The following is a 22,732-nucleotide window of genomic DNA, read 5'->3' as shown; positions in this document are numbered from 1 at the left end:
GACCGAGCGTTTCGGCTCCCGCGGGGCCGGTCGTAGCGTGAGGGGACACCCCACGAAGTCGGAGGCGAGACCGAAGATGGTTGACACTGCAGCGCGCACCGAAGCGAACGGCGCCACGGAGCCCGCGATCCCCGCGGCATCCGATCGCGGCCGCCCCGGCCCCGCGGTCGACGTCGCGGCCCTCGGCCGCCAGCTCCTCGGCACCTGGGCGGACATCCGTCTCGCGTCCCGCGAGCGGGCCGCGGCGCCCGAGCTGCAGCGCATCGAGGGGCAGCCGATGGCCGAGCACCGCGAGCGCGTGCTCGGGCAGCTGAAGCTGCTCGTCGAGCAGGGCGCCGTGCACCGCGCCTTCCCGAAGGCGCTCGGCGGCGAGGACGACCACGGCGGCAACATCGCCGCGTTCGAGGAGCTCGTCATCGCCGACCCGAGCCTGCAGATCAAGTCGGGCGTGCAGTGGGGTCTCTTCGGCGCCGCGGTGCTGCACCTCGGCACGAAGCCGCACCACGAGAAGTTCCTGCCCGCGATCATGTCGCTCGAGGTGCCCGGTGCCTTCGCCATGACCGAGATCGGGCACGGCTCCGACGTCGCCTCGATCGCGACGACCGCGACGTACGACCCGGAGACCGAGGAGTTCGTCATCCACACGCCGTTCCGCGCGGCGTGGAAGGAGTACCTCGGCAACGCCGGTCTGCACGGCAAGCACGCGACCGTCTTCGCGCAGCTCGTGACGAAGGGCGTGAACCACGGCGTGCACTGCTTCTACGTGCCGATCCGCGACGACGAGGGGAACTTCCTGCCCGGCGTCGGCGGCGAGGACGACGGGCTGAAGGGCGGCCTGAACGGCATCGACAACGGCCGGCTGCACTTCACCGACGTGCGCATCCCGCGCGAGAACCTGCTGAACCGCTACGGCGACGTCGCGGCCGACGGCACGTACTCCTCGCCGATCCAGAGCCCGGGCCGCCGCTTCTTCACGATGCTCGGCACGCTCGTGCAGGGGCGCGTCTCGCTCGACGGTGCCGCCACCGTCGCGAGCGCGATGGGGCTCACGATCGCGATCACCTACGGCAACCAGCGCCGACAGTTCACCGCCTCGAGCGACACCGAGGAAGAGGTGCTGCTCGACTACCAGCGCCACCAGCGCCGCCTGCTGCCCCGGCTCGCGACCACCTACGCCCAGTACTTCGCGCACGACGAGTTCCTCGTGAAGTTCGACGCCGTCTTCAGCGGCGCGGCCGACAGCGACGACGACCGGCAGGACCTCGAGACGATCGCCGCGGCCCTGAAGCCGCTGTCGACGTGGCACGCGCTCGACACCCTCCAGGAGGCCCGCGAGGCCTGCGGCGGGGCCGGCTTCATCGCCGAGAACCGCATCACCGGGCTCCGCCACGACCTCGACATCTACGTCACCTTCGAGGGCGACAACAACGTGCTGCTGCAGCTCGTCGCGAAGCGCCTCCTCACCGACTTCTCGAAGCAGTTCAAGAACGCCGACGCCGGCGCCATGGCCCGCTACGTGGTCTCGCAGACCGCCGAGCGCGCCTACCACGGCACCGGCCTCCGCCGCCTCGGCCAGACCATCGCCGACTTCGGCTCCACGGCCCGCTCGGTGAGCGAGCTGCGCGACGAGGCATCCCAGCGCGAACTCCTCACCGACCGCGTGGAGACGATGATCGCCGAGATCGCCGGCCGCCTCCGCGACGCGCGCAAGCTGCCGAAGGCCGACGCGGCCGCCGCGTTCAACCGCAACCAGAACGAGCTCATCGAGGCCGCCCGCGCGCACGGCGAGCTGCTGCAGTGGGAGGCGTTCACCCGCGCGCTCGCCCGCGTCGAGGATGAGGGCACGAAGCAGGTGCTCACCTGGGTGCGCGACCTGTTCGGCCTCGGGCTCCTCGAGAAGCACCTCGCCTGGTACCTGATGAACGGCCGGCTCTCGCCGCAGCGCGCGCAGGCCGTCGGCGCCTACATCGACCGGCTCGTCGAGCGCCTGCGCCCGCACGCGCAGGACCTCGTGGACGCCTTCGGCTTCCGCCCCGAGCACCTCCGCGCGACGATCGCGACGGGCATCGAGCAGGAGCGGCAGGACGAGGCGCGCGCCTGGTTCGAGGCCGAGCGCCGGGCGGGCACCCTGCCGGTGCCGGAGAAGTCGCCGAAGAAGTAGCGCGCGCGACGTAGGCTTCGGACATGCGCCGCCTGCTCCGGATCCTCGTCTCGATCGTCGGTGTCGTCGTGCTCCTCGGCGTCGTCTTCCTCGCCTACGCGCACACGGTGATGCAGGGCGAGCGGCCCGCGGCCCTCGAGGCGTGGCGCGACGACGCCGTGTCGATCACCTCGACCGACGTCGGCATCCTGATCGAGCCGGTCGCCGACGACCGCGGTCCGGCGGCGGGGCAGGGCCTCGTGTTCATCCCCGGCGCGAAGGTCGACCCCTTCGCCTACCTCTTCAAGCTCTCCGGGGTCGCCGAGGAGACGGGGCTCACGATCGTCATCACGAAGCCGACGCTGAACCTGGCGTTCTTCGACACCCGGCCGCTCGAGACCTTCACCGCGCTCGCGCCCGGAATCGAGGAGTGGTGGGTGGGCGGGCACTCCCTCGGCGGGGTGCGCGCCTGCCAGCTCGCCGGGGGCGCGGATGCCTCGGGCGGCCCCGAGGTGCTCGGCGTCATGCTGTTCGGCTCGTACTGCGCGAACGATCTCTCGGGCACCGGCCTCGCGGCGCTCAGCGTCTCGGGATCGAACGACGGACTCTCCACGCCGGCGAAGATCGCGGGGGCGAGCGGGCTCCTGCCGGCCGGGGCGGAGTTCGTCGAGCTCGATGGCGTCAACCACGCCGACTTCGGCGACTACGGCGTGCAGCCGGGCGACGGCGAGTCGACCGTGGACGACACCGAGGTGCGGCGCGAGATCGCCGCGGCGGTCACCGGCTTCCTGGACGCCCGCGACGTCAGTCGCCCGGCGGCCGCATGATCGCGCCGGCGGCGAGGCCGACGAGGAGTCCGGCGGGCAGCCAGAGCCAGAACTCGGTCCAGAGGCTCACGCCCACGCCGACGAGCGCACCGACGATGATCCCGACGATGAGCTGCTTGCGGCGGGCGGGGGAGAGCGGTTCGCGATCGGCCATGCGTCAAGCCTAGGCGTGGGCGGCCGCGCCTTCCCGCGCGAGACCTGGCGCCCGGCGGCGGCCGCGGCTATGTTCAGTTCAATCGGTGAGGCAGCGCGGCCAGCGGGGCGGTGCAGCAAGCGGGGCAGTGCAGCGAGGAGGATGACGGTGGTCGAACTCGTGCGGATGCCGCCGCGGCTCGTCATCGGCGTGCCCGTGCTCGCCCCCTTCGACCGGCTCTCGACCCTCGTCCCCGCGGCGTGGACCCGTGCCTTCGCCGAGTTCGCGGGCGATGGTCGGCCGTTCGCCGAGGCGAGCACGCGCGTCGGCGGCCAGTACCACGAGGTCGTCGGAGTGCTCGCCGCCCTCGACGCCCGCCGGGACGGCTTCGTGCACGCGCTCGTCCCCGGCGGCGAGTACGCCTACCTGGAGCACCGCGGGCCGCGGGCGGGCATCGCGGGGGCGTTCGGCGAGATCGAGGACTGGCTGCGGGCCGCCGGGCGCACGGCGGGCGCGGCGAAGCTCGACGTCGGCTACCGCGCCGACGGCTCCGACCAGGCGCACGAGCTGTTCGTCTCGCTCGCCTCCTGAGCGGGCCGGATCAGATCAGGCCGGATCAGATCAGGCCGAGGGCGCGCACCTGCTCGCGCTCGTCGACGAGCTCCGCGACCGAGGCGTCGATGCGGTGCCGCGCGAACTCGTCGATCGCGAGGTCCGGCACGATGCGCCACGCCCCGTCGACCGACTCCACCGGGAACGAGGAGACGAGTCCCTCCGGCACGCCGTACGAGCCGTCGGAGACGACGGCCGCGCTCGTCCAGCCGTTCGCGGTGCCGCTCACCCAGTCGCGCACGTGGTCGATCGTCGCCGCCGCGGCCGAGGCGACCGAGGACGAGCCGCGCACCTCGATGATCTCCGCGCCGCGCTTCGCGACCCGCGGGATGAACTCGCCCGCGAGCCACTCGCGGTAGCCCTCCCGGCCGAGGCGCGCCGAGAGCAGCGCCGGGATCGCGTCGCCCGCGGCGGTCGCGTGCGCGAGATCGGGGAACTGCGAGGCCGAGTGGTTCCCCCAGATCGTGACGCCCCGGATCTCGGCGACCGGGGTGCCGGTCGCCACCGCGAGCTGGCCGAGGGCGCGGTTGTGGTCGAGCCGGGTGAGTGCGGTGAAGCGCTCGGCCGGCACGTCGGGGGCGTGCGCCGAGGCGATGAGCGCGTTCGTGTTCGCCGGGTTGCCGACCACGACGACGCGGATGTCGTCGGCCGCCGCCGCGTTGATCGCCGCGCCCTGGGGGCCGAAGATGCCGCCGTTCGCCTGCAGCAGCTCGGCCCGCTCCATGCCCGCCGTGCGGGGGCGTGCGCCGACGAGGAGGGCGACGCTCGCTCCCGAGAACGCGGTCCGGGCGTCGTCGGTGACCTCGACGCCGGCGAGCAGCGGGAACGCGGAGTCCTGCAGCTCGAGCGCGGCGCCCTCGGCCGCGCGGACGCCCTGCGGGATCTCGAGCAGGTGCAGCCGCACGGGGGTGTCGGGCCCGAGCAGGGCGCCCGAGGCGATGCGGAACAGGAGGGCGTACCCGATCTGGCCGCCCGCTCCGGTGAGCGTGACGGTGACCGGCTTCTTCGCTGCCATGCCCCGAGCCTACGCCCGTCGGCCGGGCGTCTCCGGCGCCTGGCATCCTGAGCAAGGCTCGATCTCGCGGCGGCCGGATCGGTCAGACCAATCGGCGCGGCGCGCGCACGAGGCATCCCAAGGGCCGCTACCGTGGCCCCATGCGCGAGTTGTACCCGGAGATCGAGCCGCTCGAGACCGGCATGCTGGACGTCGGCGACGGCCACCACATCTACTGGGAGGTGTCGGGCAACCGCGCCGGCAAGCCGGTCGTGTTCCTGCACGGCGGACCGGGCGGCGCGACGAAGCCCGCGCACCGGCGCCTCTTCGACCCCGAGAAGTACCGCATCGTGCTCTTCGACCAGCGCGGCTGCGGGCTGTCCATCCCGCACGCCTCGGAGCCCGGCGCGAGCCTCGCGACGAACACCACCTGGCACCTCATCGCCGACATCGAGCGGCTGCGCGCGCACCTCGGCATCGACCGCTGGCAGGTCTTCGGCGGCTCGTGGGGGAGCGCCCTCGGGCTCGCGTACGCCGAGACGCATCCCGAGCGGGTCACCGAGCTCGTGCTCCGCGGCATCTTCACGCTCCGCCGGGCGGAGCTCGACTGGTTCTACGAGGGCGGCGCGGCCGCGCTCCTGCCGGACCGCTGGCGCGAGTTCCTCGAGCCGGTGCCGTACGGCGAGCGCTCGCACCTGATCGAGGCCTACGGCCGGCTGCTGAGCGACCCCGACCCGGCCGTGCACCAGCCCGCCGCGATCGCCTGGGCGCGGTGGGAGGCCGCCGCGATCACCCTGCTGCCGCGGCCGGAGAACCTCGAGGCCTACGGCTCGCCGGAGTTCGCGACGGCGTTCGCCCGCATCGAGAACCACTACTTCCGGCACGGCGGCTGGTGGGAGGAGGGGCAGCTGATCCGCGACGCGGTGCGCCTTCGAGACATCCCCGCCGTGATCGTGCAGGGCCGCTACGACCTCTGCACGCCGATGATGACGGCCTGGGACCTGCACACCGCGTGGCCGGAGGCTGAGCTGCGGATCATCGACGACGCCGGGCACGCCTTCGACGAGCCGGGCATCCTCGACGCGCTGATCGAGGCGACCGACCGCTTCGCGGCCGAGGCTGCCGACGAGGACACGGCGGATGCCGAGGAGGCGGCGGATGCCGACGCCGACGAGCTCGACGAGGATGCCGACGAGCTCGACGAGGACGCCAGCGAGCTCGACGACCCGGACATCGAGACGGGACGCCCCGAGGCGGAGTAGCGTCGCACCATGACCTTCGACCCGAACGCCGACATCAGCCGCGGCAAGGCCTCGAAGCGGGGCCGGACCACCGGCATCGCGGTCGCGGGCGGCGGCGGTGTGCTCATCGTGCTCTTCCTCGTCTCGCAGCTACTCGGCGTCGACCTCACGGGGCTCGCGGGCGGCACCGGTCAGCAGCAGGAGGTCGTCGAGGAGTCCGGGCTGGAGACGTGCCTCACCGGCCAGGACGCGAACGAACGGGTCGAGTGCCGGATGAAGGGCGCCGCCGCGTCGCTCGAGACCTACTGGGAGGCCGAGGCGCCGGGGATCGGCGTCGCCTACCGCGCCCCGAACGACCTCGTGATGTTCGACCAGGCGGTCTCGACCGCGTGCGGGCAGGCCTCCTCGGCGACGGGCCCCTTCTACTGCCCGCCCGACGAGACCATCTACCTCGACGTCTCCTTCTACGACGAGCTGCGTACGCGCTTCGGCGCCGAGGGCGGTCCGCTCGCCGAGATGTACGTCATCGCCCACGAGTGGGGCCACCACGTGCAGAATCTCGCCGGGGTGCTCGACTCGACCCGCGACGGGCAGACGGGACCCGGCTCGAACGCGGTGCGCGTCGAGCTGCAGGCCGACTGCTTCGCCGGCGCGTGGGCCGCCGCGGCATCCAGCACCACCGACGAGCAGGGCGTCGCCTTCCTGAAGCCGATCACGCCCGCCGAGTACCGCTCGGCGCTCGACGCCGCCGCGGCCGTCGGCGACGACCACATCCAGCAGTCGATGCAGGGCCAGGTCATGCCGCACACCTTCACGCACGGCACCAGCGAGCAGCGGATCCGCTGGTTCGAGACCGGCTTCGACGGCGGCGCGGGCGCCTGCAACACCTTCGACGTCGCCACCGGGTCGCTCTGAGCCCGAAACTCGTTCCGCGATCCGCGTCATGATCGCCGCCCGTCGCCGTCTCTTCAGTGACGGCCGACGGGTCGTCCGCGTGAGCGATGGGATGGGACATGCGACGACGCACGCCACCGGTGCCGCACCGGGAGTTCTTCCGGGCCATGAATTCCGAGGAGGTCATCGCCTGCCTGTGCACCTGCACGCGGGCGGCCGACCACTGGTACGGGGCGCCGATCGGCGCTCCGGCACTCACGGCCGAGGAGCTCGTCGGCCCGCTCGAGTCCGAGGGCCTCGCCGAGCCCGCGGCGCAGTCCGCGCGGTAGCGGCGCGCCCGCTCGACTGATCGGGTGGCGGGACGGGACGGTGTCCCGGCCGCGCCGTCCCGCCACCCGGGCACATTGTTACACAATCCGCGGTGCGCGGCGAGCCCCGTGTTCAGCCGCCCGACGGCGCGTCGCCCACCGCGGTGACCACCGCGTCCACGTCGTGCTCCGCGGCGGGCAGCCCCGCCTGCTCGAGCCGCTCCGCGACCATCCGTCGCACGTCGTCGACGTTGCCGAGCAGCGCGTCGGCGCGCACCTGCTCGATCACGCCCTCGAGCTTCCGCCCGCGCTCGGCCTCGTCGTGGCCGTCCTCGACGGGCTCGGACCTCGTGTGTTCTGCTCCGGCATCCATGGCCCGATCGTCGCACCGCGGGCCGCCGCGCCCCAGGGCCTTGACACGCGCGCGAGCGCGCTCGCGTCCGGCGGCGGCGCTGTGCCAGACTCGACCCCGTCGGCCGGGGGTGCGCCGACCGGGGGGATCGGGGGTGCCGTGGACGACGGGATGCTGCTGGCCGGCACGCCGGGCGCGATCGCGGCCGAGGCCGCCCGTCGGGCCGAGCTCGAGCCCACGGATCCCGCAGTCGGCCTGAGCGAGGCCGAGGCCGCGCGGCGCGCCGCGGCGGGGCTCGCGAACATCGCGACGGATGCCTCGAGCCGGAGCCTCTGGAGCATCCTCCGCGCCAACGTCTTCACCCTGTTCAACGGCATCGTCGTCGGCGGCTTCGCCCTGCTGTTCGCGCTCGGCCGATGGCAGGACGCGCTGTTCGGCTTCGCGGCGATCGCGAACGCGGCGATCGGCGTCACCCAGGAGTACCGGGCCAAGCGCGCGCTCGACCGGCTCGCCCTGCTGCACGCCCCGCGGGCGCGGGTCGTCCGCGACGGCGCGGAGCAGGAGCTCGCGGTGACCGGGGTCGTGCTCGGCGACCTCCTCGTGCTGCGCGCCGGCGATCAGGTCACCGCCGACGGCGTCGTGCTCGACGGCCTCCGGCTCGAGGTCGACGAGTCCCTGCTCACCGGCGAGTCGGACCCCGTCGACAAGCTGCCGGGAGATCGCGTGCTCTCCGGCTCGATCGTCGTCGCCGGGCAGGGCGCGGCCGTCGTCACCGCCGTCGGCGACCGGGCGTTCGCCGCGACGCTCACCGCCGAGGCGAAGCGCTTCTCGCTCGTGGCCTCCGAGCTGCGCGGCTCCGTCGACCGCATCCTGAAGTGGATCACCTGGGCGATCTTCCCGATCATGATCGTCGTCGTGAACGCGAACATGCAGGCCGCGGGCGGCTGGCAGCACGCGATCGAGAGCGGCGCCTGGCGGGATGCCGCGACCGCCTCGGTCGCGGCGGTGATCGCGATGATCCCGCTCGGGCTCGTGCTCATGACGAGCATCGCCTTCGCCGTCGGCGCCGTGAAGCTCGGCTCGCACAAGGTGCTCGTGCAGGAGCTGCCCGCCGTCGAGGGGCTCGCCCGGGTCGACCTCATCTGCCTCGACAAGACCGGCACGATCACGACCGGCGACATCCGCTTCGACGGCGTGCACGAGCTCGGCGACGACCGTCCGACCGGCTGGGAGCGGGTGCTCGCCTGGCACGGCGCGGAGCCCGAGGCGAACGCCACCGCGCGCTGCCTCGTCGAGCGGTTCCCCGACGACGCCGGACTCGCGCCCGCCGAGCGGATCGAGTTCTCCTCCGGGCGCAAGTGGAGCGCGGTCACCTTCGCCGACGGCGTCTCGGGCACGTGGGTGTTCGGCGCGCCCGAGTTCGTGCTCGCCGACGACGGCGCGTCCGGCGCCGCAGCGGGCGACGCGCTGCAGCGCGGTCGCGAGCTCGCCGCGAGCGGCCGGCGCACGCTGCTGCTCGCGCACTCGCCGGAGCCCCTCGACCCGGACCTCGTCGAACGGGCGGCGCTGCCGGGCGGGCTCCGCCCGGTCGCCCTGCTCACCTTCCGCGAGGTCGTGCGCGACGACGCGGCATCCACGCTCCGCTACTTCGCGAAGGAGGGCGTCGCCGTCCGGGTGATCTCGGGCGACAGCCCTCTCACCGTCGCCGCGGTCGCCCGCGAGGTGGGGCTCGACGCGGGGGAGGGCTTCGACGCCCGGGAGCTGCCGAGCGACCCGGCCGAGCTCGGCCGGGTGCTCGACGAGCACCGCGTGTTCGGCCGGGTCACGCCCGTGCAGAAGCGGGCGATGGTGCACGCGCTCAAGGAGCGCGGCCACACCGTCGCGATGACCGGCGACGGCGTGAACGACGCTCTCGCGATCAAGGACGCCGACATGGGCATCGCGATGGAGTCGGGCTCGGCCGCGACGAAGGCGGTCGCCCGCATCGTGCTCCTCGACAACCGCTTCTCGCACCTGCCCGGGGTCGTCGCCGAGGGGCGCCGGGTGATCGCGAACATCGAGCGGGTCTCGATGCTCTTCCTCTCGAAGACCTCGTACGCGATCACGATGTCGGTGCTCTTCGGCATCCTGCTCTGGGCCTTCCCGCTGCTGCCGCGCCAGCTCTCCATCACCGACGGGCTCACGATCGGCATCCCCGCCTTCCTCCTCGCCCTGCTGCCGAACTCCCGGCGCTACGTGCCGGGCTTCCTCCGCCGCTCGCTGTCGTTCGCGATCCCGGCCGGTCTCGTGGTCGCCGCCGCGATCACCGTCGTCTCCGGGCTCGCCCGCGCGACGGGGGACGCCGAGGATGCCGTGCGCACGGCGTCGATGGTGACGCTCGCGCTCATCGGGCTCTGGATCCTCGGCGTCCTGTCGCGCCCGTTCACCTGGATCAAGGCGGGCGTCGTGCTCGCCATGGTCGCCGGGCTCGCGCTCGTGCTCGTCGTGCCGATCGCGCAGCAGTTCCTCGAGCTCTCGATGCCGGGGCACGAGACGCTCGTCGCGATGGCCTGGACGGTGCCGGCCGCCTGGGTGCTGATCGAGTCGATCGGCTTCTGGCACCGCCGCCGGTTCGGCGCGGCCTCGGAGATCGAGGTGAAGCGGCTCAGGCGCCGGGGCTGAGCTCCGCCGCGGGCTCCGCCGAGGCCGACTGCCCCGCACCGGGACGAGCGCGGCCGCGGAGGAAGAGCACCGCGGCGAGGAAGCCGACCGCCGCGACGATCGCGGCCCCGAGGAACGCCGCCGAGTAGCCCGCCGTGAGCCCTGCGGCATCCGTCCCGCTCGTCATCGCCGCGCCGACCGCGGTGAGGACCGCGAGGCCGACGGCCGAGCCGATCTGGTAGCTCGTGTTCACGAGCCCCGAGGCGACGCCCGCCTCCTCCGGCCGGGCCGCGCTGATCGCCGTCCCGAGGGAGGGCACGAAGGCGAGCGCCATGCCGAAGGCGGCGACGAGCGACGCCGGCAGCACGTCGAGCGCGTAGGCGCCGTCCGGGCGGGCGAGGGCGAGCCAGCCGAGTCCCGCCGCGAGCAGCACGAAGCCCCACGCGATGAGCGCCTTCGCGCCGAAGCGGGCCTGCAGCCTGGGCGCGAGCGCCACCATCACGACGACGATGAGCGCGGTCATCGGCAGGAGCGCCGCGCCCGAGGCGAACGCGCCGGCGCCGAGCACCTGCTGCAGGTAGAGGTTCAGGAAGAACCACATCGGCACCCACGCCGCACCGAGGAGGAGCTGGGCGAGGTTCGCTCCGCCGAGCTGCGGCGCGCGGAAGATGCCGAGCCGCAGCAGCGGCGTGCGACGGCGGGACTGGATGACGAAGAAGAGCACGAGCAGCACGATGCCCGCCACGAGCCCGAGGATCGTCTCCGGCCCGCCCCAGCCGGCTTCCGGGGCGCGGACGACGGCGTAGACGATCGTGGCGAGTCCGAGGGTGGCGGTGAGCGCGCCGGCGAGGTCGACCGAGCCGCGGCCGCCGGGCACGGCGGGCAGGGCGGCCGGCGTGAACGCGATCACGAGGACGGCGATCGGGACCGTGACGTAGAACACCCAGGGCCAGCTCGCGTATTCGGTGAGCACCCCGCCGAGGAACACGCCCGCGGTGCCGCCGATCGGTGCCGCGGCGCCGTAGACGGCGAAGGCGCGGGGGAGCTCGGCGGTGCCGCCGAAGAGCGCCATGAGCAGGGAGAGCGCGGCCGGGGCGATCAGCGCGGCGCCGCCGCCCTGGACGGCGCGGCCGACGATCTCGGTGACGGCGTCCGGCGCCGCTCCCGCGAGGACGGAGCCGAGCGCGAGGATCGTCCAGCCGGCGATGAACACGCGCCGGGCGCCGAGGACGTCGGCGAGGCGGCCGCCGAGGAGGAGCAGGCCGCCGAATGCGACGACGTAGGCGTTGAACACCCACGACAGCGACTCGGGCGTGAAGCCGAGCGCGGCCTGCATGTCGGGCAGGGCGACGCCGATGATCGAGGTGTCCATGATGACGACGAACTGGGCCGCGGCGATGAGTGCGAGGCCGAGGCCGCGGCGGCCGCCGGATCTGCTGCTGGGTGACATGGTGCTGCTCCGTTTCGGATGAGGATCGGGGCATCGAGAGTTAATACCCCTAGGGGGTATAGATATAGCGGAGCGTCGCACCCGCGTCAAGCCGTGCGACGTCGTTAGCATGGCCGGAGAGAGACAGGAGCCTCGATGACGGACGCGCACGGCCAGCAGATCGCCCCCGGGTGGTACCCGGACCCCGCCGGCGGCGGCGGACAGCGATGGTGGGACGGGATCGGCTGGACCGAGCACCTGGCGCCGGCGGCAGCGCCAGCCGCGTCCGCTGCGCCAGCGGTGCCCGGCGCGCCGAGCCCCGCGCCCTACCAGGGGTACGGGGTTCCCGTCCATCGCGTGCCGGACGGCACGCCGACCAGCACCGTCTGGGTCTGGCTCGTCGTCTTCCTGCCGATCATCCCGCTGGTGATGCTGTTCTTCTGGGATGTGCGCGGCTACCTCGAAGCCTCCGTGGCGAGCCCCTATGCCGCGAGCACGGCGATCTTCTTCGATCCCTGGTACCTCACGCTGATGATCCTCGGCTGGATCGTCTACGGCCTGTCGGTCTGGTTCTCCTACCTCGACTACGCCGCGCTCGCCAAGCTCGGCTACGTGCGCCGCTTCCACTGGGCGTGGACGTTCCTCTCCGCGCTCGTCTACGTCATCGGTCGCAGCGTGTTCGTCCGCCGCGAGGCCGGCGGCCGCGGAATGGCGCCGATGTGGGCTGTCATCGCTGTGAATGTGGCGAGCTTCGTCGTCGCCATGATCTGGACCGCCTGGCTCATGACGCAGATCTTCGAGTTCGTGCGGTCCATGCCCATGACGAGCTACTGAGGCGCCGGACATGCGCGCGATCGACGGCGGGGCCGTCGGGCGGTGGAGCCTCCGGCTGGATGCCGCGTACTGCGCCGTGCTCGGCGCCGGGGTGGCGCTCTGGGCCGTGCCGATCGCGCCCGCGGTCGGCCTGCCCGTCGTGCTCGTCGTGGCGATCGGCGTCGCGGTCGTGCTCTGGGCGGGCATCGTGGCATGGATGCTCGCACGGCTCCCGCTCCGGCGGGCGCTGCGCTTCGTGATGCTCGCGAACCTGGCTGCCGCGCTCGCCGTGGCCGCCGTCTCGCTCGCCGCGGCGACGGTGCTCGTCGTGCTCGCGGTCCTCGCGGTCGCGGTCGACGTCGCGCTCTTCGCCGTCAGTCAGGCCGTGGCGCTGCGCACCCTCCCCACGGCGGGCTAGGCGGCCCGCCCCGCAGCTTCGAACGCCCCCGCATCCGCCCGGATGCGGGGGCGTTCGCGTTGCCGTGGGCTCACGCCGGTAACGGTTTGAAAACGTCACTAGGAAATCATGTTGTGACTTTCAAGAACTTCTCCTAGGCTCGCAGTCGTTCACGCCGGCGGCGCCCGCCCCGGCATCCGCGATGAGGCGACCCGCGTCTCGAAGACACAAGGATGTGCGCAGTGACTGCACCGACCCTGAAGCGCTCGCTCGGGATGTGGGCCATCGTCGGGCTCGGCCTCGGCTACATGGCCCCGGTGACCGTGTTCGACACCTTCGGCATCGTGACCGAGGAGACCGACGGCGTCGTGCCGATGGCCTACCTCGTCGGGCTCGTCGTCCTGCTGTTCACGGCCGTCAGCTACGGCGCGATGGTGCGGGCGTTCCCGGCCGCCGGCTCCGCGTACACCTACACCCGCGAGGCGATCCACCCCGCGCTCGGCTTCCTCGTCGGCTGGGCGTCGCTCCTCGACTACCTCCTGCTGCCCGTCGTGAACGCCGTGATCATCCGGCTCTACATGGAGCAGTTCTTCCCCGAGGTGCCGGGCGCGGTCTGGGTGATCGGCGTCGCCGTGCTCCTCATCGGCCTGAACGTCGTGAGCGTGAAGGCGACCTCCCGTGTGAACGGCGTGCTGCTCATCGCCGCGCTCGCCGGCATCGCCGCGTTCCTCGTGCTCGCGGGGCTCCAGATCTCGAAGGGCATGGGCACCGGCACGCTCTTCTCGCTGCAGCCCATCTGGCACGACGGCGTGCAGCTGTCGGCCGTGCTCGCGGGCACCACGATCGTCGCCTTCTCGTTCATCGGCTTCGACGCGGTCACGATGTACGCCGAAGAGGCGAAGACCCCGAACGCCGTGCCCCGCGCCGTCATGCTCACGGTGCTGATCGGCGGCGCGATCTTCTTCGCCGGCGCCTGGTTCGCCCAGTCCGCCTTCCCGACCCTCGACGGCTTCGAGTACATCGACGACACGCTGCCCGAGCTCGCGCTCTTCGTCGGCGGCCAGGTCTTCCAGCTCCTCTTCGTCGCCGTCGCGTTCGCCGCCGCCGTGGCCTCCGGGCTCTCCTCGCACGCGAGCGTCTCCCGGCTGCTCTACGTGATGGGCCGCAACGGCGTGCTGGCGCCGAAGCGCTGGTTCGGCGCCGTGAGCCCCCGCTTCCGCACCCCGGTGTTCACGACGGTGCTCTCGGGCCTCGTCGTGCTGCTCGCGATCACGCCCTCGCTCGACCTCATCTCCTCGGTCATCAACTTCGGCGCGCTCATCGCCTTCACCTTCGTGAACCTCGCCGTCATCGCCCACTACGCGATCCGCCAGGGGCGTCGGCGCACCCTCGGCGAGGTGCTGCGGTTCATCGTGCTGCCGCTCCTCGGCGCGGCGGGCACGGGCCTGCTCTGGGTGCACCTGAGCGCCGACGCGATGCTCCTCGGTGCCGTCTGGACCGGTATCGGCGTAGTGCTCCTCTTCGGGCTCACCCGCGGCTTCCGCCGGCCGGTCGCCGAGCTCGGCATGGACGAGGGCGAGGAGCGCGCCGACGATCCCGATCACGACGAGGCCCCCGTCGTCCCGACCCGCTGACGGCCCTCCCCGCCGAGCAGCACCCCAGCCACACCGAGAAAGGAACGCGCATGCGCATCCATCCCCCCTCGAAGGCACCACGGCTCCTCGCGATCGGCCTCGCGGCCGTCGCGGTCGCCGGCGCCCTCGCCGCTTGCACGCCGACGACGACGTCCGACGCGGACGCCGCGGACACCGTGCTGACGAACGGCTTCGTCTGGACCGTCGACGCCGACGACAGCGTCCAGCAGGCCGTCGCCATCACCGACGGCGAGATCGTCTACGTCGGCGACGACGCCGGCGCCCGGAAGTTCATCGGCGAGCGGACCGAGACGATCGACCTCGGCGGCAAGATGGTGATGCCGGGCATCCAGGACGCCCACATCCACACCTTCCTCGGCGGCGACAAGCTGACCGCCTGCAACCTGAACTTCGAGTCGCTGACGATCCCGCAGTTCCAGGAGAAGATCCAGGGCTGCCTCGACGAGGAGGGCGACACCGACAAGCCCCTCATCGTCGAGACCTGGTACCGCCAGGCGATGCAGCCGCAGGGCGTGAAGGTCGACAAGAGCGTCCTCGACGCGCTCGACACCGACCGGGCCGTGCTCGTCTACACGACCGACGGCCACTCGGTGCTGCTCAACACGAAGGCGCTCGAGGCCGCGAACATCACCTCGGAAGACTCCGGCCCGCCGCACATCGAGGTCGACGCGAACGGCGTGCCCAACGGCATCCTCGAGGAGGGCGCCGCGTTCATGGCGCGCGCCAAGATCGTGCCGCCGCGCACGCTCGACGAGAGCGTCGCCTCGGCATCCGCCGCCATGTCCGCGCTGTCCGCCGTCGGCGTCACCGCCTACATGGACCAGCTCTCGGGCGAGGACGTCGCCTCCGCGATGACCGAGCTGCGCGAGCGCGGCGAGCTCACCACGCGCGTGTTCCTCGCGCCGAACATCTCGGCGGAGCTCGGCAAGACCGACCCGCGCGCGGCGGTCGACGAGGTGGTCGCGTTCCGCGAGCAGTGGGCGACGGATGCCTCGGCCGAGGAGCCCGGCATCGCCGTGAACAACGTCGCCGAGTTCGGCCTCGACGGGGTGCTGCAGGCGCCCGCCCTGACCGCGTCCTTCCTCGAGCCGTACTACGAGAACTTCGGCACCGAGGAGGCCCCCGACTGGCGGCCCGGTACGAACGCCGGACCCGAGCCGGAGTACACCGCCGAGCAGATGGGCGCGATCGTCGCCCTGCTCCTCGACGAGGACATCACGCCCGAGCCGCACGCGATCGGCGACCGCGCGGTGCGCACCGCCCTCGACGCCTTCGAGATCGCGCGCGCCCAGTCCGACTCGGACACCCCGCTCGCGATCGCGCACGCCGAGTCGGTGCACCCCGACGACCTCGCGCGGTTCGCGGAGCTCGACGTGCTGCCCGCCATGGGCCTGCAGTGGGCGAAGCCGGCGTTCGACTCGATCGACGCCGCCCAGGACACCCTCGGGCCGGAGCGCTTCGCGCGCACCGAGCCGATCGGCAGCCTCGCCGACGCCGGCGCGCAGGTCGCGAACGGCAGCGACTGGCCGGTCGACCCGCTGAACCCGTTCGCCTCGCTGCAGATCTCGATGACGCGCGAGAACCCCGAGGGCGGCGACCGCTTCCCCGGCAAGCTCGGCGAGGACCGCGGGCTCACGATCGAGGAGGCCATCCGCGCCATGACGATCAACCCGGCGCGGATCATGCACGGCGACGCCACCAGCGGATCGATCGAGGTCGGCAAGTTCGCGGACCTCATCGTGCTCGACCGCAACCTCACCGAGGTGCCGGTCGACGAGATCGTCGACACCAAGGTGGAGCTCACCCTGCTCGGCGGGAAGGCCGTCTACGGCAAGCTCTGAGCGGTTCTGAACCGCCTCACGCCCGCCGGATCGTCGACAGCACCACGTCGAGGGTCCGGCGGGCGTCGTCCGGGGAGACGAGCCCGGCGAGCCAGCGCTGGCTCAGCCCCTCGACCGTCGCCGTGAGGATCTCCGCGACGGCCTGCGGCGCCGCGGCCGTCGCGATCGAGCCGTCGGCGAGGCCGCGCAGGATGCCGATGGTGAGCTGCTCGTTCCAGCGCTCAGTGGCCCGCAGCACCGCCTCGGCGAGCTCGGGGTCCTCGATCGGCAGCGCGGTGACCTCGTTCCAGATGAGGTTCAGGTCGCGCACCTCGGGGGAGTCGTCGAACTCGGCGTGCAGCGCGCTGCGCAGCGCCTCGTAGCCGCTCGCCTCCCGGTCGAGGCTCAGCAGGTTCACCGAGGGCGCGCGCTCGGCGGCGTACTGGAAGACGCCGCGGATCAGGGCCTGCCGGTTCGGGAAGTGGTAGTAGGTCAGCTGCGTCGTGACGCCCGCGATCGCGGCGACATCCTTCACCACGAAGGCGTCGAGGCCGCGCTCGCCGATCGCCTGCGCCGTGGCGGCGAGGATCCGGTCGCGCTTGCTGACGGGCTTCGCGGGTGTCGCGGCTTTCACGCGCTTCTGCTCAGCCGGCATCCGGTGCCCCGCTCTCGAGGACGGCGCCGGTCGCGATGCCGAGCAGCTCGAGCGCCCGCTCGGGCGGGAGCAGCGAGGAGCGGACGCGCTGCTGCAGGCCGTCGACGAGCGCGGTGAGCGCCGTCGCGGCCTCCGCGGCCGGTGCGGTCGGCGCCTGCTCCGCGGACTGGGCCGCGGAGTCCGGCGCGGCGAGCTGCGGCACCGCCGCGGCGACCAGCCGGGTCATCCCGCCGTTCCAGCCGGTGAGGGTCTCGGTCAGGGCGGGGCGGATGGCGGGATCGAAGGCCGCCGCCCGCATCGCCTCCGCGTAGACGCGGTCCTGGCGCGCCGCCTCGGCCTCGACGCCGATGTGCTGGCTGAGCGCCGTGCGTAGGCGCTCGGCCGGCGGCAGGTCCTGCGGCGGGCGGCGGTACGCGTAGTTCTGCAGCGCCTCCGCGAGCGCCGCGCGGATCAGGTCTTGCCGGTTCTCGAAGTGGTAGTAGAGGAGCCCGAGCGAGACGTCGGCGGCCTCGGCGACGGCCTCTACCGTCACGCCCCGCACGCCGTGCTCGCTCAGCAGCTCGGTCGCCGCCCCGAGGATCGCCGCGCGCGTCGCCCCCGATCTCGAGGGCTTCGGCGCCTTTGCGGGCAGCTGAGGCTCCGCGGGCTGCTGGGCGTGGGGCACGAGTCCGATTCTAGGCGCGCGGCGCGGACGGCGGATGCCGGGAGGGATCCCCGCTCGTTCAGGCGAACAGCAGCGACACGAGGGCCCCGACGACGATGGCGACGATCGGCGCTGTGGCGAACATGACGATGGTTGCGACGAGCGCGAACCGGGCCTCCGAGCGACCGAGGCCGCCGAGTCGGCCGGCGTCGGCGAGTCCCTTCACGGCGAACACGATGGTGGTCACGGTGAGGCCCAGGTAGGGGAGGAACCCGATCCAGACGACGATCAGCCCGATCGTCTGCAGGGTCGGCGACGGGGCGAACGTGAGCGCGATCGGCACGAGCCAGAACAGGGCTGCGACCGCGATGGTCCACGGAACGAGCTTCTTGGCGGTGGCCGCCGGGCGATTGCTCGGCGGGGCCCAGGTGGTCGTCGGGATCGTGGTCATGCTCGGGCGCTCCGTTCGCGCTTGCGGGCGCGGGCGCTGCCCAACGCCCACCCGGTGGTGAATGCGCCGAGGGCCAGCGCGAGCGCGAGCAGCACGATGCCCCAGATGCGCTCGGGTGCCACCGGCGGCCAGCCGCCGACGAAGCCGAAATCGGCGATGCGCTGATAGGCGAACCACCCGAACGACGCACTCGGCGCCGGGAGCAGAACGAGCACGACCCCGAGTGTCGCGAGGACTCCGGCACCGATGCCCATCGCTGCGAGGCCGATCTTCATCGCTGCTCCTTCATGCGGCGTTCCTGGTCACCTGAGCGCTGGTCGCGCGGTCGAGGGTCGAGCGCCCGCGCCAGGGCTTGTCCAAGCGCGGGCACCGGAATCTCGACTGCAGGTTCGACGGCGTCGTCGTCCAGCTCCGAGGTCAGACGCTGCAGCAGGTCCTCGGCGGTGAACGTGCTCCAGCGCTCGGGCTCGTCGTAGGCGGAGTCGCGCAGATCCCACAGGGCGCTGATGAGCTGATCCGTCGTCTGCGCAGCATCGAGGCGCTTTAAGCCGTTCGCGAGTCCGTCCACCTGCTGATCGTATGGGGCCGGGCCGCCCGATGGTACCCGGAGGGAAGCTAGGTCATTCTGCTGTCGAATCGGGCGTATAGCTCGGGCGCCTGATCGCGAAGCCGGCCCCAGAATGCCGCCTCCCACTTCTCGGGATCGGCGTCGAGCTGAGCACGGAACGGATCGGCTGCCCGCTCTCCGCCGTCGCTCATGACTGGAGCGAAGCGCGTCGGCGCACCGATGCACCTGCGGCGAGCCTGGCCGACGCTATCGTCAGACCAGCGCCGCTGGACGGCGAGTGCCGGAGCGGGTGATTGCACGATGAGCAGCGAGGAGCTGGAGGCGCGGTTCCGCGCGGCGATGAGTGCCGTGGCCGAAGCGGTCCTCAACCGGGGAGGCCGGCGCACGTACGACATCGTGGTGGATGGTGCTGGTCAGTTCAGCGACGAGTACATCGACTGCGAGCACGGAGGCGCCGCGTACTCCGTGTGGATGGAGATCAGCGATCTCACCGATGACCCGCAGGGCCCCTTGTCCGAAGAGCTGACGGACGGGATCGGCCGCAAGGCGGCTTCGGAGTGGCTGGCCGTCGATCATGACTCACCGAGCGCGATTGAGGCGTACTTCGCGCGGTGGGGATCGTCGGAGCCGTGGCAGTCGGGAGGATAGGGAGCTACTCGCAGGCGGCGCGAACCGGCACGTGGCAACAAGGAGCCCCCCGATCTTGCGGGGGTTTCGCTGTGGCTCCGACCGGCATCGATCCGGTGACCTTTCGATTTTCAGTGAGCCTGGGCGGTTTTCGCTCAGTTCTTTTGGTTGCGATATCGCTCTGATCAGGGATTCTTCGAAACGGTCCCAGTTGGTTTCAGATGGTTTTCGCGCATTTGATGGCACATTAATGGCACAAGATCGGAGCGCAATTGAACATCAGACCTGGGATTCAGGCTACCCGGGATCGATGTTTTCGCCTTCGAGCTGATCGACCGCTGGCGTGCCTGTCTTCGAGGCAGGCGGCGGTTGCCTGCGTGTTCACCGCGGTGCGAAAGTACGCGATGTCGACCTCGTCGTTACGCTAACGAAATGGCCAATCTCACCACATCGGAGTGGAAAGTCGTGCTTGCTCAACCTCGCATGATCGCGGGCTCGATTCGGCGGTCAGACATCCCCGATCGTCCGGGCGTCTACGCATGGTTCAGGGACGACGAGTGCGTCTATCTCGGGAAGGCCTCGAACCTGAGATCGCGTATCAGTACGCACCTCCGGACATCTCTAGACCTTAGCCGGAGCACGCTGCGTTCTTGGGTCGCCGTGCGAGAGCTCGGGCTGACGAGAGAGCAGACGCGTCGGCGTCCAACGGTCATGACCGACGTGCAGGTCGCGGTCGTTACAGCCTGGATCCGATCCTGTGATCTCGCGTGGCTGACTACCGGTTCGAAAGAAGAGGCCGCGTCACTCGAAGCGAGACTGCTTTCGGAGTGGCATCCGCCAATCAATGTTGCGTAGCGCGGCGTTGCCGAGATCGCAGTCGACGGCCGCGCCCCGAGGGTAGGGCCACCTCAGGGGGATGGTTGAATGTCCGGCGGCTCGTTACCAGCACCTGTGGCAGTACCTGATGCCGTTGCCGGTCCGGAGGTCGGACGTCTCGTGGCAGTGATGCGTACCGACCGCAATACCTGCAAGGTCGCGGCCAGAGCATCGAATAGATCGTAGACGCCGCGCAGGAAGGTCATGTAGTCGACGCTTGTAGCGTCGGAACCCGAGACCACTCGCCCCGAGCGGAGGTCGTGGCGAACTGACGCGTGACCGATCGTGTTCCGGACGCGATTGTCGAGGATGCTCGTGAAGCCTTCCCACCCAGGAACTTCGGCCGCATAGGCGATCTTGTATGCATTGGCGAGCTGCTGATACTTGGCGAGAGAGGTCGGTCTGGACCTAACTGGCACGAGTGTGGGATGCGCCTTACCAAAGTCTCCGGGATGCCCACGCTTGATTGTGTTCTGTGCCGCGATCGGGTAGACGAGGGTCTTGGATATGACTTCGAAAGCTTGCTGGAACAGATCGCGTGTTTCACTGAACTCGTCACGCGCGAGCGTCAATCGTTCCAGGTCCGGCAGTCGCTGCGGATCGATGAATCGTGGAAGTGCGCCAATAAGCCACGCCTCCCTCCTATTTACGAAGAGCTCGATCACATCGAACACCGATCTCTGAAGCGCCCTGATCTTTCCGGCCGCTTCGTCGCTCTCTAGAAGCGATAAGTAGGTTGGGCGCGTTGCCGCAGCCACATGTTTGCGCATGAAGCGCTCGTGAAATTGGGTCACGGGTTGTCCAGGTGTTACGAGCGCCGACGTCAATGCGAGTGCTGGCTGATGGGCTTGAACTATCCTTTCTGGCAACGTGGTTCCACGAGGCAAGTTCCAGTCCGAGAATGACCTGGTGATTGTTCGATCGAATCCGGTCCAGCCCTCCGAGAGGTAGTACTCGTAAAGCCGGCGGACCGGTGGCCACAGCTCGTCGGCCGCATGATCCGCAGTCCCGCGGTCGGACAAGAAGTCCATTACTCGGTCGCCGAGCAGATCGTAGAGGGTGAAGATGCTCGAGCCTCCGAGGGCGACAAGCGAATCGGCCGCGAAGTCGCCAGGTGCGAACGGGTTCACTGTCACGACCCTTGAGTCGGTAGGGGCGACGTCCCACTGGACTTCCTCGGCGTCGAATGTCACTTCGAATGAACTGCCGTCGACCTCACGAGCACGGCCACGAATCGGCAGCTCGCAATAGGGGCAGGGAAAGTAGAAGCGAGTGCCCGTGGTGGAATCTGCCGGGACTCGGACAAACAGCACTTCTTCGCATCCAGGGCACCGCAACGCGTGTCGAACCATCACGTCGCATACACTAACGTCGCGTAGGTGCCGGTGACTTGCCGCCTCGGCAGAACGCGGCGCGCCGCAAGCCGATCTACGAGATCGCAGGAATCACGAGGGCCACCGTGGCCGTAAATTGTCGGAACCGTTGTCAACGGTAGCGTGAGGACATGACCAGCTCGTCGATGACCTGGGATGAGCTGAGTAGTGGGCCGTTCCGTATTCACGCAGTCACAGCGCTCAACAGCAGTGTGCTTACACAAGCTCAGTCGCTATATGGAGTTCGGTCGGCCGAGTTCCATCACTGGATTCGATCGATGCACTCCATGCTGGTTGGCGAATTGTCACAAGTCGGTGTCGACTACGACCTGATCGCTCGCGCTCTCGTCCCCCACAGTGGTCGGCGAGAGATCGCGCTCCTGTTCGACTGGTCAGTCGCTTCGGAAGCATCAAACGGCTTCTACGGTCGATATCTCGCGGAAACGTGGATCCCCGCTCTGCCCCGGCCTGCACACAACCGGGGGCTAAACGCCATCCTGCATGGAGACATCTTGGAAGGGCGGGGCTCATCACTTCGGCGGGCGCTCTTGAACGACGCCGACATCGAGACGCCTCGGTCGATGAACGCCGATCAGATCTACGCCGTCTACATCTCGAACCTATCTCCGACCCAAGCTAGGGCATTGGTCGAAGCGGTGCGTCCCAACCCCGCGTATGTCGGCTTTGCCGACTGCACGATGCACAGCGACCTCAAGGAGCACCTCGCACTCTCTCTCCCACAGATCGGTCTAAGAGTGGGCTCGATCCTCTTGGACGGCGTTGACGGTGAGATCGCGAATCCTCTCGGCTACCCGTTTGAGGAAAACGGCTTCACTCCCGTCGGAGTTTGGTCGCAGCTGTACCTTCCGTTCCTGACCTTCAGGATCAACACGCGACTCAGTGGAAGGAACTTCTCAGATATCGACCTCGCGATTGGAACCTTAGATCCGCACGTGGGCGCGATCGAGTCACCGACCGTATGGATGACCGATGGACGATTCAAGTACCTGCACGTGCGGCACGGCGGCGCGCTCTCACTTGCGGAATTCGCAGATCTTGATCAGGAGCGACTCGAAATGACGCTCACCGAACACAGCGCAGATGGTCACATGTACAACCTCAGATTCGAGCGGCATGCCAACACCGGCGACGAAGTGCTGATGTACAACTCGCTGATCGAGGTCGAGACATCCAAGGGCCTACGGAACTTTACGCTCGCGCTGAAGTACGACCCTCAGAGCCGCACTTCGGAGCTTGTGACTTTCGTCTGAAGGGGGCCGGAGC

General features: G+C 70.5%; 24 protein-coding genes. 14 read left to right on the top strand and 10 right to left on the bottom strand.

Annotated features, from left to right (window positions below):
• Window positions 1–76: 76 nt before the first annotated feature.
• Entirely contained in the window at window positions 77–2,161 is a 2,085-nt protein-coding gene (locus tag ROT00_RS04040) for an acyl-CoA dehydrogenase family protein (protein ID WP_404772512.1), read from the top strand.
• Window positions 2,162–2,184: 23 nt separating this feature from the next.
• Complete coding sequence (locus ROT00_RS04035) at window positions 2,185–2,967, top strand: alpha/beta hydrolase (protein WP_404772510.1); 783 nt, start codon at window positions 2,185–2,187, stop codon at window positions 2,965–2,967.
• On the opposite strand, the gene ROT00_RS04030 is transcribed toward ROT00_RS04035, so the two are convergent.
• A complete protein-coding gene (locus ROT00_RS04030) occupies window positions 2,945–3,121 on the bottom strand; it encodes an HPP family protein (protein ID WP_404772509.1) in 177 nt (58 codons plus the stop codon). The genes ROT00_RS04035 and ROT00_RS04030 overlap by 23 nt on opposite strands.
• A gap of 141 nt (window positions 3,122–3,262) precedes the next feature.
• Here ROT00_RS04030 and ROT00_RS04025 point away from each other — a divergent pair, with 141 nt between their 5' ends.
• Window positions 3,263–3,691, top strand: a complete 429-nt coding sequence (locus ROT00_RS04025; protein WP_404772507.1) for a GyrI-like domain-containing protein — start codon at window positions 3,263–3,265, stop codon at window positions 3,689–3,691.
• 25 nt (window positions 3,692–3,716) lie between these two features.
• Here ROT00_RS04025 and ROT00_RS04020 read toward each other — a convergent pair whose 3' ends face one another.
• On the bottom strand, window positions 3,717–4,727 hold the full coding sequence (locus ROT00_RS04020) for a malate dehydrogenase (RefSeq protein WP_404772505.1): 1,011 nt from the start codon (window positions 4,725–4,727) through the stop codon (window positions 3,717–3,719).
• 140 nt (window positions 4,728–4,867) lie between these two features.
• Between ROT00_RS04020 and pip the strand changes: the two genes are divergently transcribed.
• The 3 genes from pip (at window position 4,868) to ROT00_RS04005 (ending at window position 7,170) form a co-directional block, all read left to right on the top strand.
• On the top strand, window positions 4,868–5,968 hold the full coding sequence (gene pip / locus ROT00_RS04015) for a prolyl aminopeptidase (RefSeq protein WP_404772503.1): 1,101 nt from the start codon (window positions 4,868–4,870) through the stop codon (window positions 5,966–5,968).
• A 9-nt stretch (window positions 5,969–5,977) separates the two neighbouring features.
• A complete protein-coding gene (gene ypfJ, locus ROT00_RS04010; RefSeq protein ID WP_404772501.1) occupies window positions 5,978–6,862 on the top strand; it encodes a KPN_02809 family neutral zinc metallopeptidase in 885 nt (294 codons plus the stop codon).
• Window positions 6,863–6,960: 98 nt separating this feature from the next.
• Window positions 6,961–7,170 (top strand): hypothetical protein, encoded by a 210-nt coding sequence (locus tag ROT00_RS04005; protein ID WP_404772499.1) that lies wholly within the window; start codon window positions 6,961–6,963, stop codon window positions 7,168–7,170.
• Window positions 7,171–7,282: 112 nt separating this feature from the next.
• Here the strand turns inward: ROT00_RS04005 and ROT00_RS04000 are convergent, their stop codons facing one another.
• Window positions 7,283–7,522: a hypothetical protein gene (locus ROT00_RS04000; RefSeq protein WP_404772497.1), complete on the bottom strand. Its 240-nt coding sequence runs from the start codon at window positions 7,520–7,522 to the stop codon at window positions 7,283–7,285.
• A 150-nt stretch (window positions 7,523–7,672) separates the two neighbouring features.
• On the opposite strand from ROT00_RS04000, the gene ROT00_RS03995 reads away from it, so the two are divergent.
• On the top strand, window positions 7,673–10,162 hold the full coding sequence (locus ROT00_RS03995) for an HAD-IC family P-type ATPase (protein ID WP_404772961.1): 2,490 nt from the start codon (window positions 7,673–7,675) through the stop codon (window positions 10,160–10,162).
• Here ROT00_RS03995 and ROT00_RS03990 read toward each other — a convergent pair.
• Window positions 10,146–11,591: an MFS transporter gene (locus tag ROT00_RS03990; RefSeq protein WP_404772495.1), complete on the bottom strand. Its 1,446-nt coding sequence runs from the start codon at window positions 11,589–11,591 to the stop codon at window positions 10,146–10,148. The two genes, ROT00_RS03995 and ROT00_RS03990, sit on opposite strands and share 17 nt — an antisense overlap.
• Window positions 11,592–11,726: 135 nt before the next feature.
• Here ROT00_RS03990 and ROT00_RS03985 point away from each other — a divergent pair, with 135 nt between their 5' ends.
• The 4 genes from ROT00_RS03985 to ROT00_RS03970 all read left to right on the top strand — a co-directional run bounded on the left by ROT00_RS03985 (window position 11,727) and on the right by ROT00_RS03970 (window position 16,276).
• Window positions 11,727–12,404 (top strand): DUF2510 domain-containing protein, encoded by a 678-nt coding sequence (locus tag ROT00_RS03985; RefSeq protein ID WP_404772493.1) that lies wholly within the window; start codon window positions 11,727–11,729, stop codon window positions 12,402–12,404.
• A gap of 10 nt (window positions 12,405–12,414) precedes the next feature.
• Window positions 12,415–12,801 (top strand): hypothetical protein, encoded by a 387-nt coding sequence (locus ROT00_RS03980; protein WP_404772492.1) that lies wholly within the window; start codon window positions 12,415–12,417, stop codon window positions 12,799–12,801.
• A 212-nt stretch (window positions 12,802–13,013) separates the two neighbouring features.
• A complete protein-coding gene (locus ROT00_RS03975) occupies window positions 13,014–14,414 on the top strand; it encodes an APC family permease (RefSeq protein WP_404772491.1) in 1,401 nt (466 codons plus the stop codon).
• Between the two features lie 50 nt (window positions 14,415–14,464).
• Window positions 14,465–16,276, top strand: a complete 1,812-nt coding sequence (locus ROT00_RS03970; protein WP_404772489.1) for an amidohydrolase — start codon at window positions 14,465–14,467, stop codon at window positions 16,274–16,276.
• A gap of 16 nt (window positions 16,277–16,292) precedes the next feature.
• On the opposite strand, the gene ROT00_RS03965 is transcribed toward ROT00_RS03970, so the two are convergent.
• Genes ROT00_RS03965 through ROT00_RS03945 form a run of 5 tightly spaced genes read right to left on the bottom strand, consistent with a single transcriptional unit; the run spans window position 16,293 to window position 18,572 of the window.
• Window positions 16,293–16,889 carry a TetR/AcrR family transcriptional regulator gene (locus ROT00_RS03965; protein WP_404772487.1) on the bottom strand — a complete coding sequence of 199 codons (597 nt, stop codon included), beginning with the start codon at window positions 16,887–16,889 and terminating at the stop codon, window positions 16,293–16,295.
• A 10-nt stretch (window positions 16,890–16,899) separates the two neighbouring features.
• The gene (locus tag ROT00_RS03960; protein ID WP_404772485.1) at window positions 16,900–17,574 is read right to left on the bottom strand and encodes a TetR/AcrR family transcriptional regulator; all 675 of its coding nucleotides are present in this window, start codon (window positions 17,572–17,574) and stop codon (window positions 16,900–16,902) included.
• Between the two features lie 58 nt (window positions 17,575–17,632).
• A complete protein-coding gene (locus tag ROT00_RS03955) occupies window positions 17,633–18,004 on the bottom strand; it encodes a hypothetical protein (RefSeq protein WP_404772483.1) in 372 nt (123 codons plus the stop codon).
• Window positions 18,001–18,279, bottom strand: coding sequence for a hypothetical protein (locus tag ROT00_RS03950; RefSeq protein ID WP_404772482.1), 279 nt, complete (start codon window positions 18,277–18,279; stop codon window positions 18,001–18,003). The genes ROT00_RS03955 and ROT00_RS03950 overlap by 4 nt, the downstream gene beginning before the upstream one ends.
• On the bottom strand, window positions 18,276–18,572 hold the full coding sequence (locus ROT00_RS03945; protein ID WP_404772480.1) for a hypothetical protein: 297 nt from the start codon (window positions 18,570–18,572) through the stop codon (window positions 18,276–18,278). Before ROT00_RS03945 ends, ROT00_RS03950 begins: the two co-directional genes overlap by 4 nt.
• Window positions 18,573–18,872: 300 nt before the next feature.
• On the opposite strand from ROT00_RS03945, the gene ROT00_RS03940 reads away from it, so the two are divergent.
• Window positions 18,873–19,220: a hypothetical protein gene (locus ROT00_RS03940; protein ID WP_404772478.1), complete on the top strand. Its 348-nt coding sequence runs from the start codon at window positions 18,873–18,875 to the stop codon at window positions 19,218–19,220.
• Window positions 19,221–19,631: 411 nt separating this feature from the next.
• Window positions 19,632–20,054, top strand: a complete 423-nt coding sequence (locus tag ROT00_RS03935) for a GIY-YIG nuclease family protein (RefSeq protein WP_404772477.1) — start codon at window positions 19,632–19,634, stop codon at window positions 20,052–20,054.
• Between the two features lie 53 nt (window positions 20,055–20,107).
• Here ROT00_RS03935 and ROT00_RS03930 read toward each other — a convergent pair whose 3' ends face one another.
• Entirely contained in the window at window positions 20,108–21,205 is a 1,098-nt protein-coding gene (locus tag ROT00_RS03930) for a hypothetical protein (protein ID WP_404772475.1), read from the bottom strand.
• Window positions 21,206–21,579: 374 nt separating this feature from the next.
• Here ROT00_RS03930 and ROT00_RS03925 point away from each other — a divergent pair, with 374 nt between their 5' ends.
• The gene (locus tag ROT00_RS03925; protein ID WP_404772474.1) at window positions 21,580–22,719 is read left to right on the top strand and encodes a hypothetical protein; all 1,140 of its coding nucleotides are present in this window, start codon (window positions 21,580–21,582) and stop codon (window positions 22,717–22,719) included.
• Window positions 22,720–22,732 lie beyond the last annotated feature (13 nt).

The sequence above is a fragment of the Agromyces mediolanus genome, assembly GCF_044917495.1.
GTDB lineage: Bacteria > Actinomycetota > Actinomycetes > Actinomycetales > Microbacteriaceae > Agromyces > Agromyces mediolanus_B.
The sequence above is the reverse complement of the archived record's forward strand: the minus strand, read 5'-3'. Positions and strand labels throughout refer to the sequence as shown.

Coding starts and splice junctions, on each gene's coding strand:
- ROT00_RS03995 (WP_404772961.1), top strand. CDS start 7,673: ATGCTGCTGGCCGGCACGCCGGGCGCGATCGCGGCCGAGGCCGCCCGT.
- ypfJ (WP_404772501.1), top strand. CDS start 5,978: ATGACCTTCGACCCGAACGCCGACATCAGCCGCGGCAAGGCCTCGAAG.
- ROT00_RS03955 (WP_404772483.1), bottom strand. CDS start 18,004: ATGACCACGATCCCGACGACCACCTGGGCCCCGCCGAGCAATCGCCCG.
- ROT00_RS04000 (WP_404772497.1), bottom strand. CDS start 7,522: ATGGATGCCGGAGCAGAACACACGAGGTCCGAGCCCGTCGAGGACGGC.
- ROT00_RS04020 (WP_404772505.1), bottom strand. CDS start 4,727: ATGGCAGCGAAGAAGCCGGTCACCGTCACGCTCACCGGAGCGGGCGGC.
- ROT00_RS03990 (WP_404772495.1), bottom strand. CDS start 11,591: ATGTCACCCAGCAGCAGATCCGGCGGCCGCCGCGGCCTCGGCCTCGCA.
- ROT00_RS03950 (WP_404772482.1), bottom strand. CDS start 18,279: ATGAAGATCGGCCTCGCAGCGATGGGCATCGGTGCCGGAGTCCTCGCG.
- ROT00_RS03980 (WP_404772492.1), top strand. CDS start 12,415: ATGCGCGCGATCGACGGCGGGGCCGTCGGGCGGTGGAGCCTCCGGCTG.
- ROT00_RS03970 (WP_404772489.1), top strand. CDS start 14,465: ATGCGCATCCATCCCCCCTCGAAGGCACCACGGCTCCTCGCGATCGGC.
- ROT00_RS03940 (WP_404772478.1), top strand. CDS start 18,873: ATGAGCAGCGAGGAGCTGGAGGCGCGGTTCCGCGCGGCGATGAGTGCC.
- ROT00_RS04035 (WP_404772510.1), top strand. CDS start 2,185: ATGCGCCGCCTGCTCCGGATCCTCGTCTCGATCGTCGGTGTCGTCGTG.
- ROT00_RS04030 (WP_404772509.1), bottom strand. CDS start 3,121: ATGGCCGATCGCGAACCGCTCTCCCCCGCCCGCCGCAAGCAGCTCATC.
- ROT00_RS04040 (WP_404772512.1), top strand. CDS start 77: ATGGTTGACACTGCAGCGCGCACCGAAGCGAACGGCGCCACGGAGCCC.
- ROT00_RS03935 (WP_404772477.1), top strand. CDS start 19,632: ATGGCCAATCTCACCACATCGGAGTGGAAAGTCGTGCTTGCTCAACCT.
- ROT00_RS04005 (WP_404772499.1), top strand. CDS start 6,961: ATGCGACGACGCACGCCACCGGTGCCGCACCGGGAGTTCTTCCGGGCC.
- pip (WP_404772503.1), top strand. CDS start 4,868: ATGCGCGAGTTGTACCCGGAGATCGAGCCGCTCGAGACCGGCATGCTG.
- ROT00_RS04025 (WP_404772507.1), top strand. CDS start 3,263: ATGACGGTGGTCGAACTCGTGCGGATGCCGCCGCGGCTCGTCATCGGC.
- ROT00_RS03975 (WP_404772491.1), top strand. CDS start 13,014: ATGTGCGCAGTGACTGCACCGACCCTGAAGCGCTCGCTCGGGATGTGG.
- ROT00_RS03925 (WP_404772474.1), top strand. CDS start 21,580: ATGACCAGCTCGTCGATGACCTGGGATGAGCTGAGTAGTGGGCCGTTC.
- ROT00_RS03985 (WP_404772493.1), top strand. CDS start 11,727: ATGACGGACGCGCACGGCCAGCAGATCGCCCCCGGGTGGTACCCGGAC.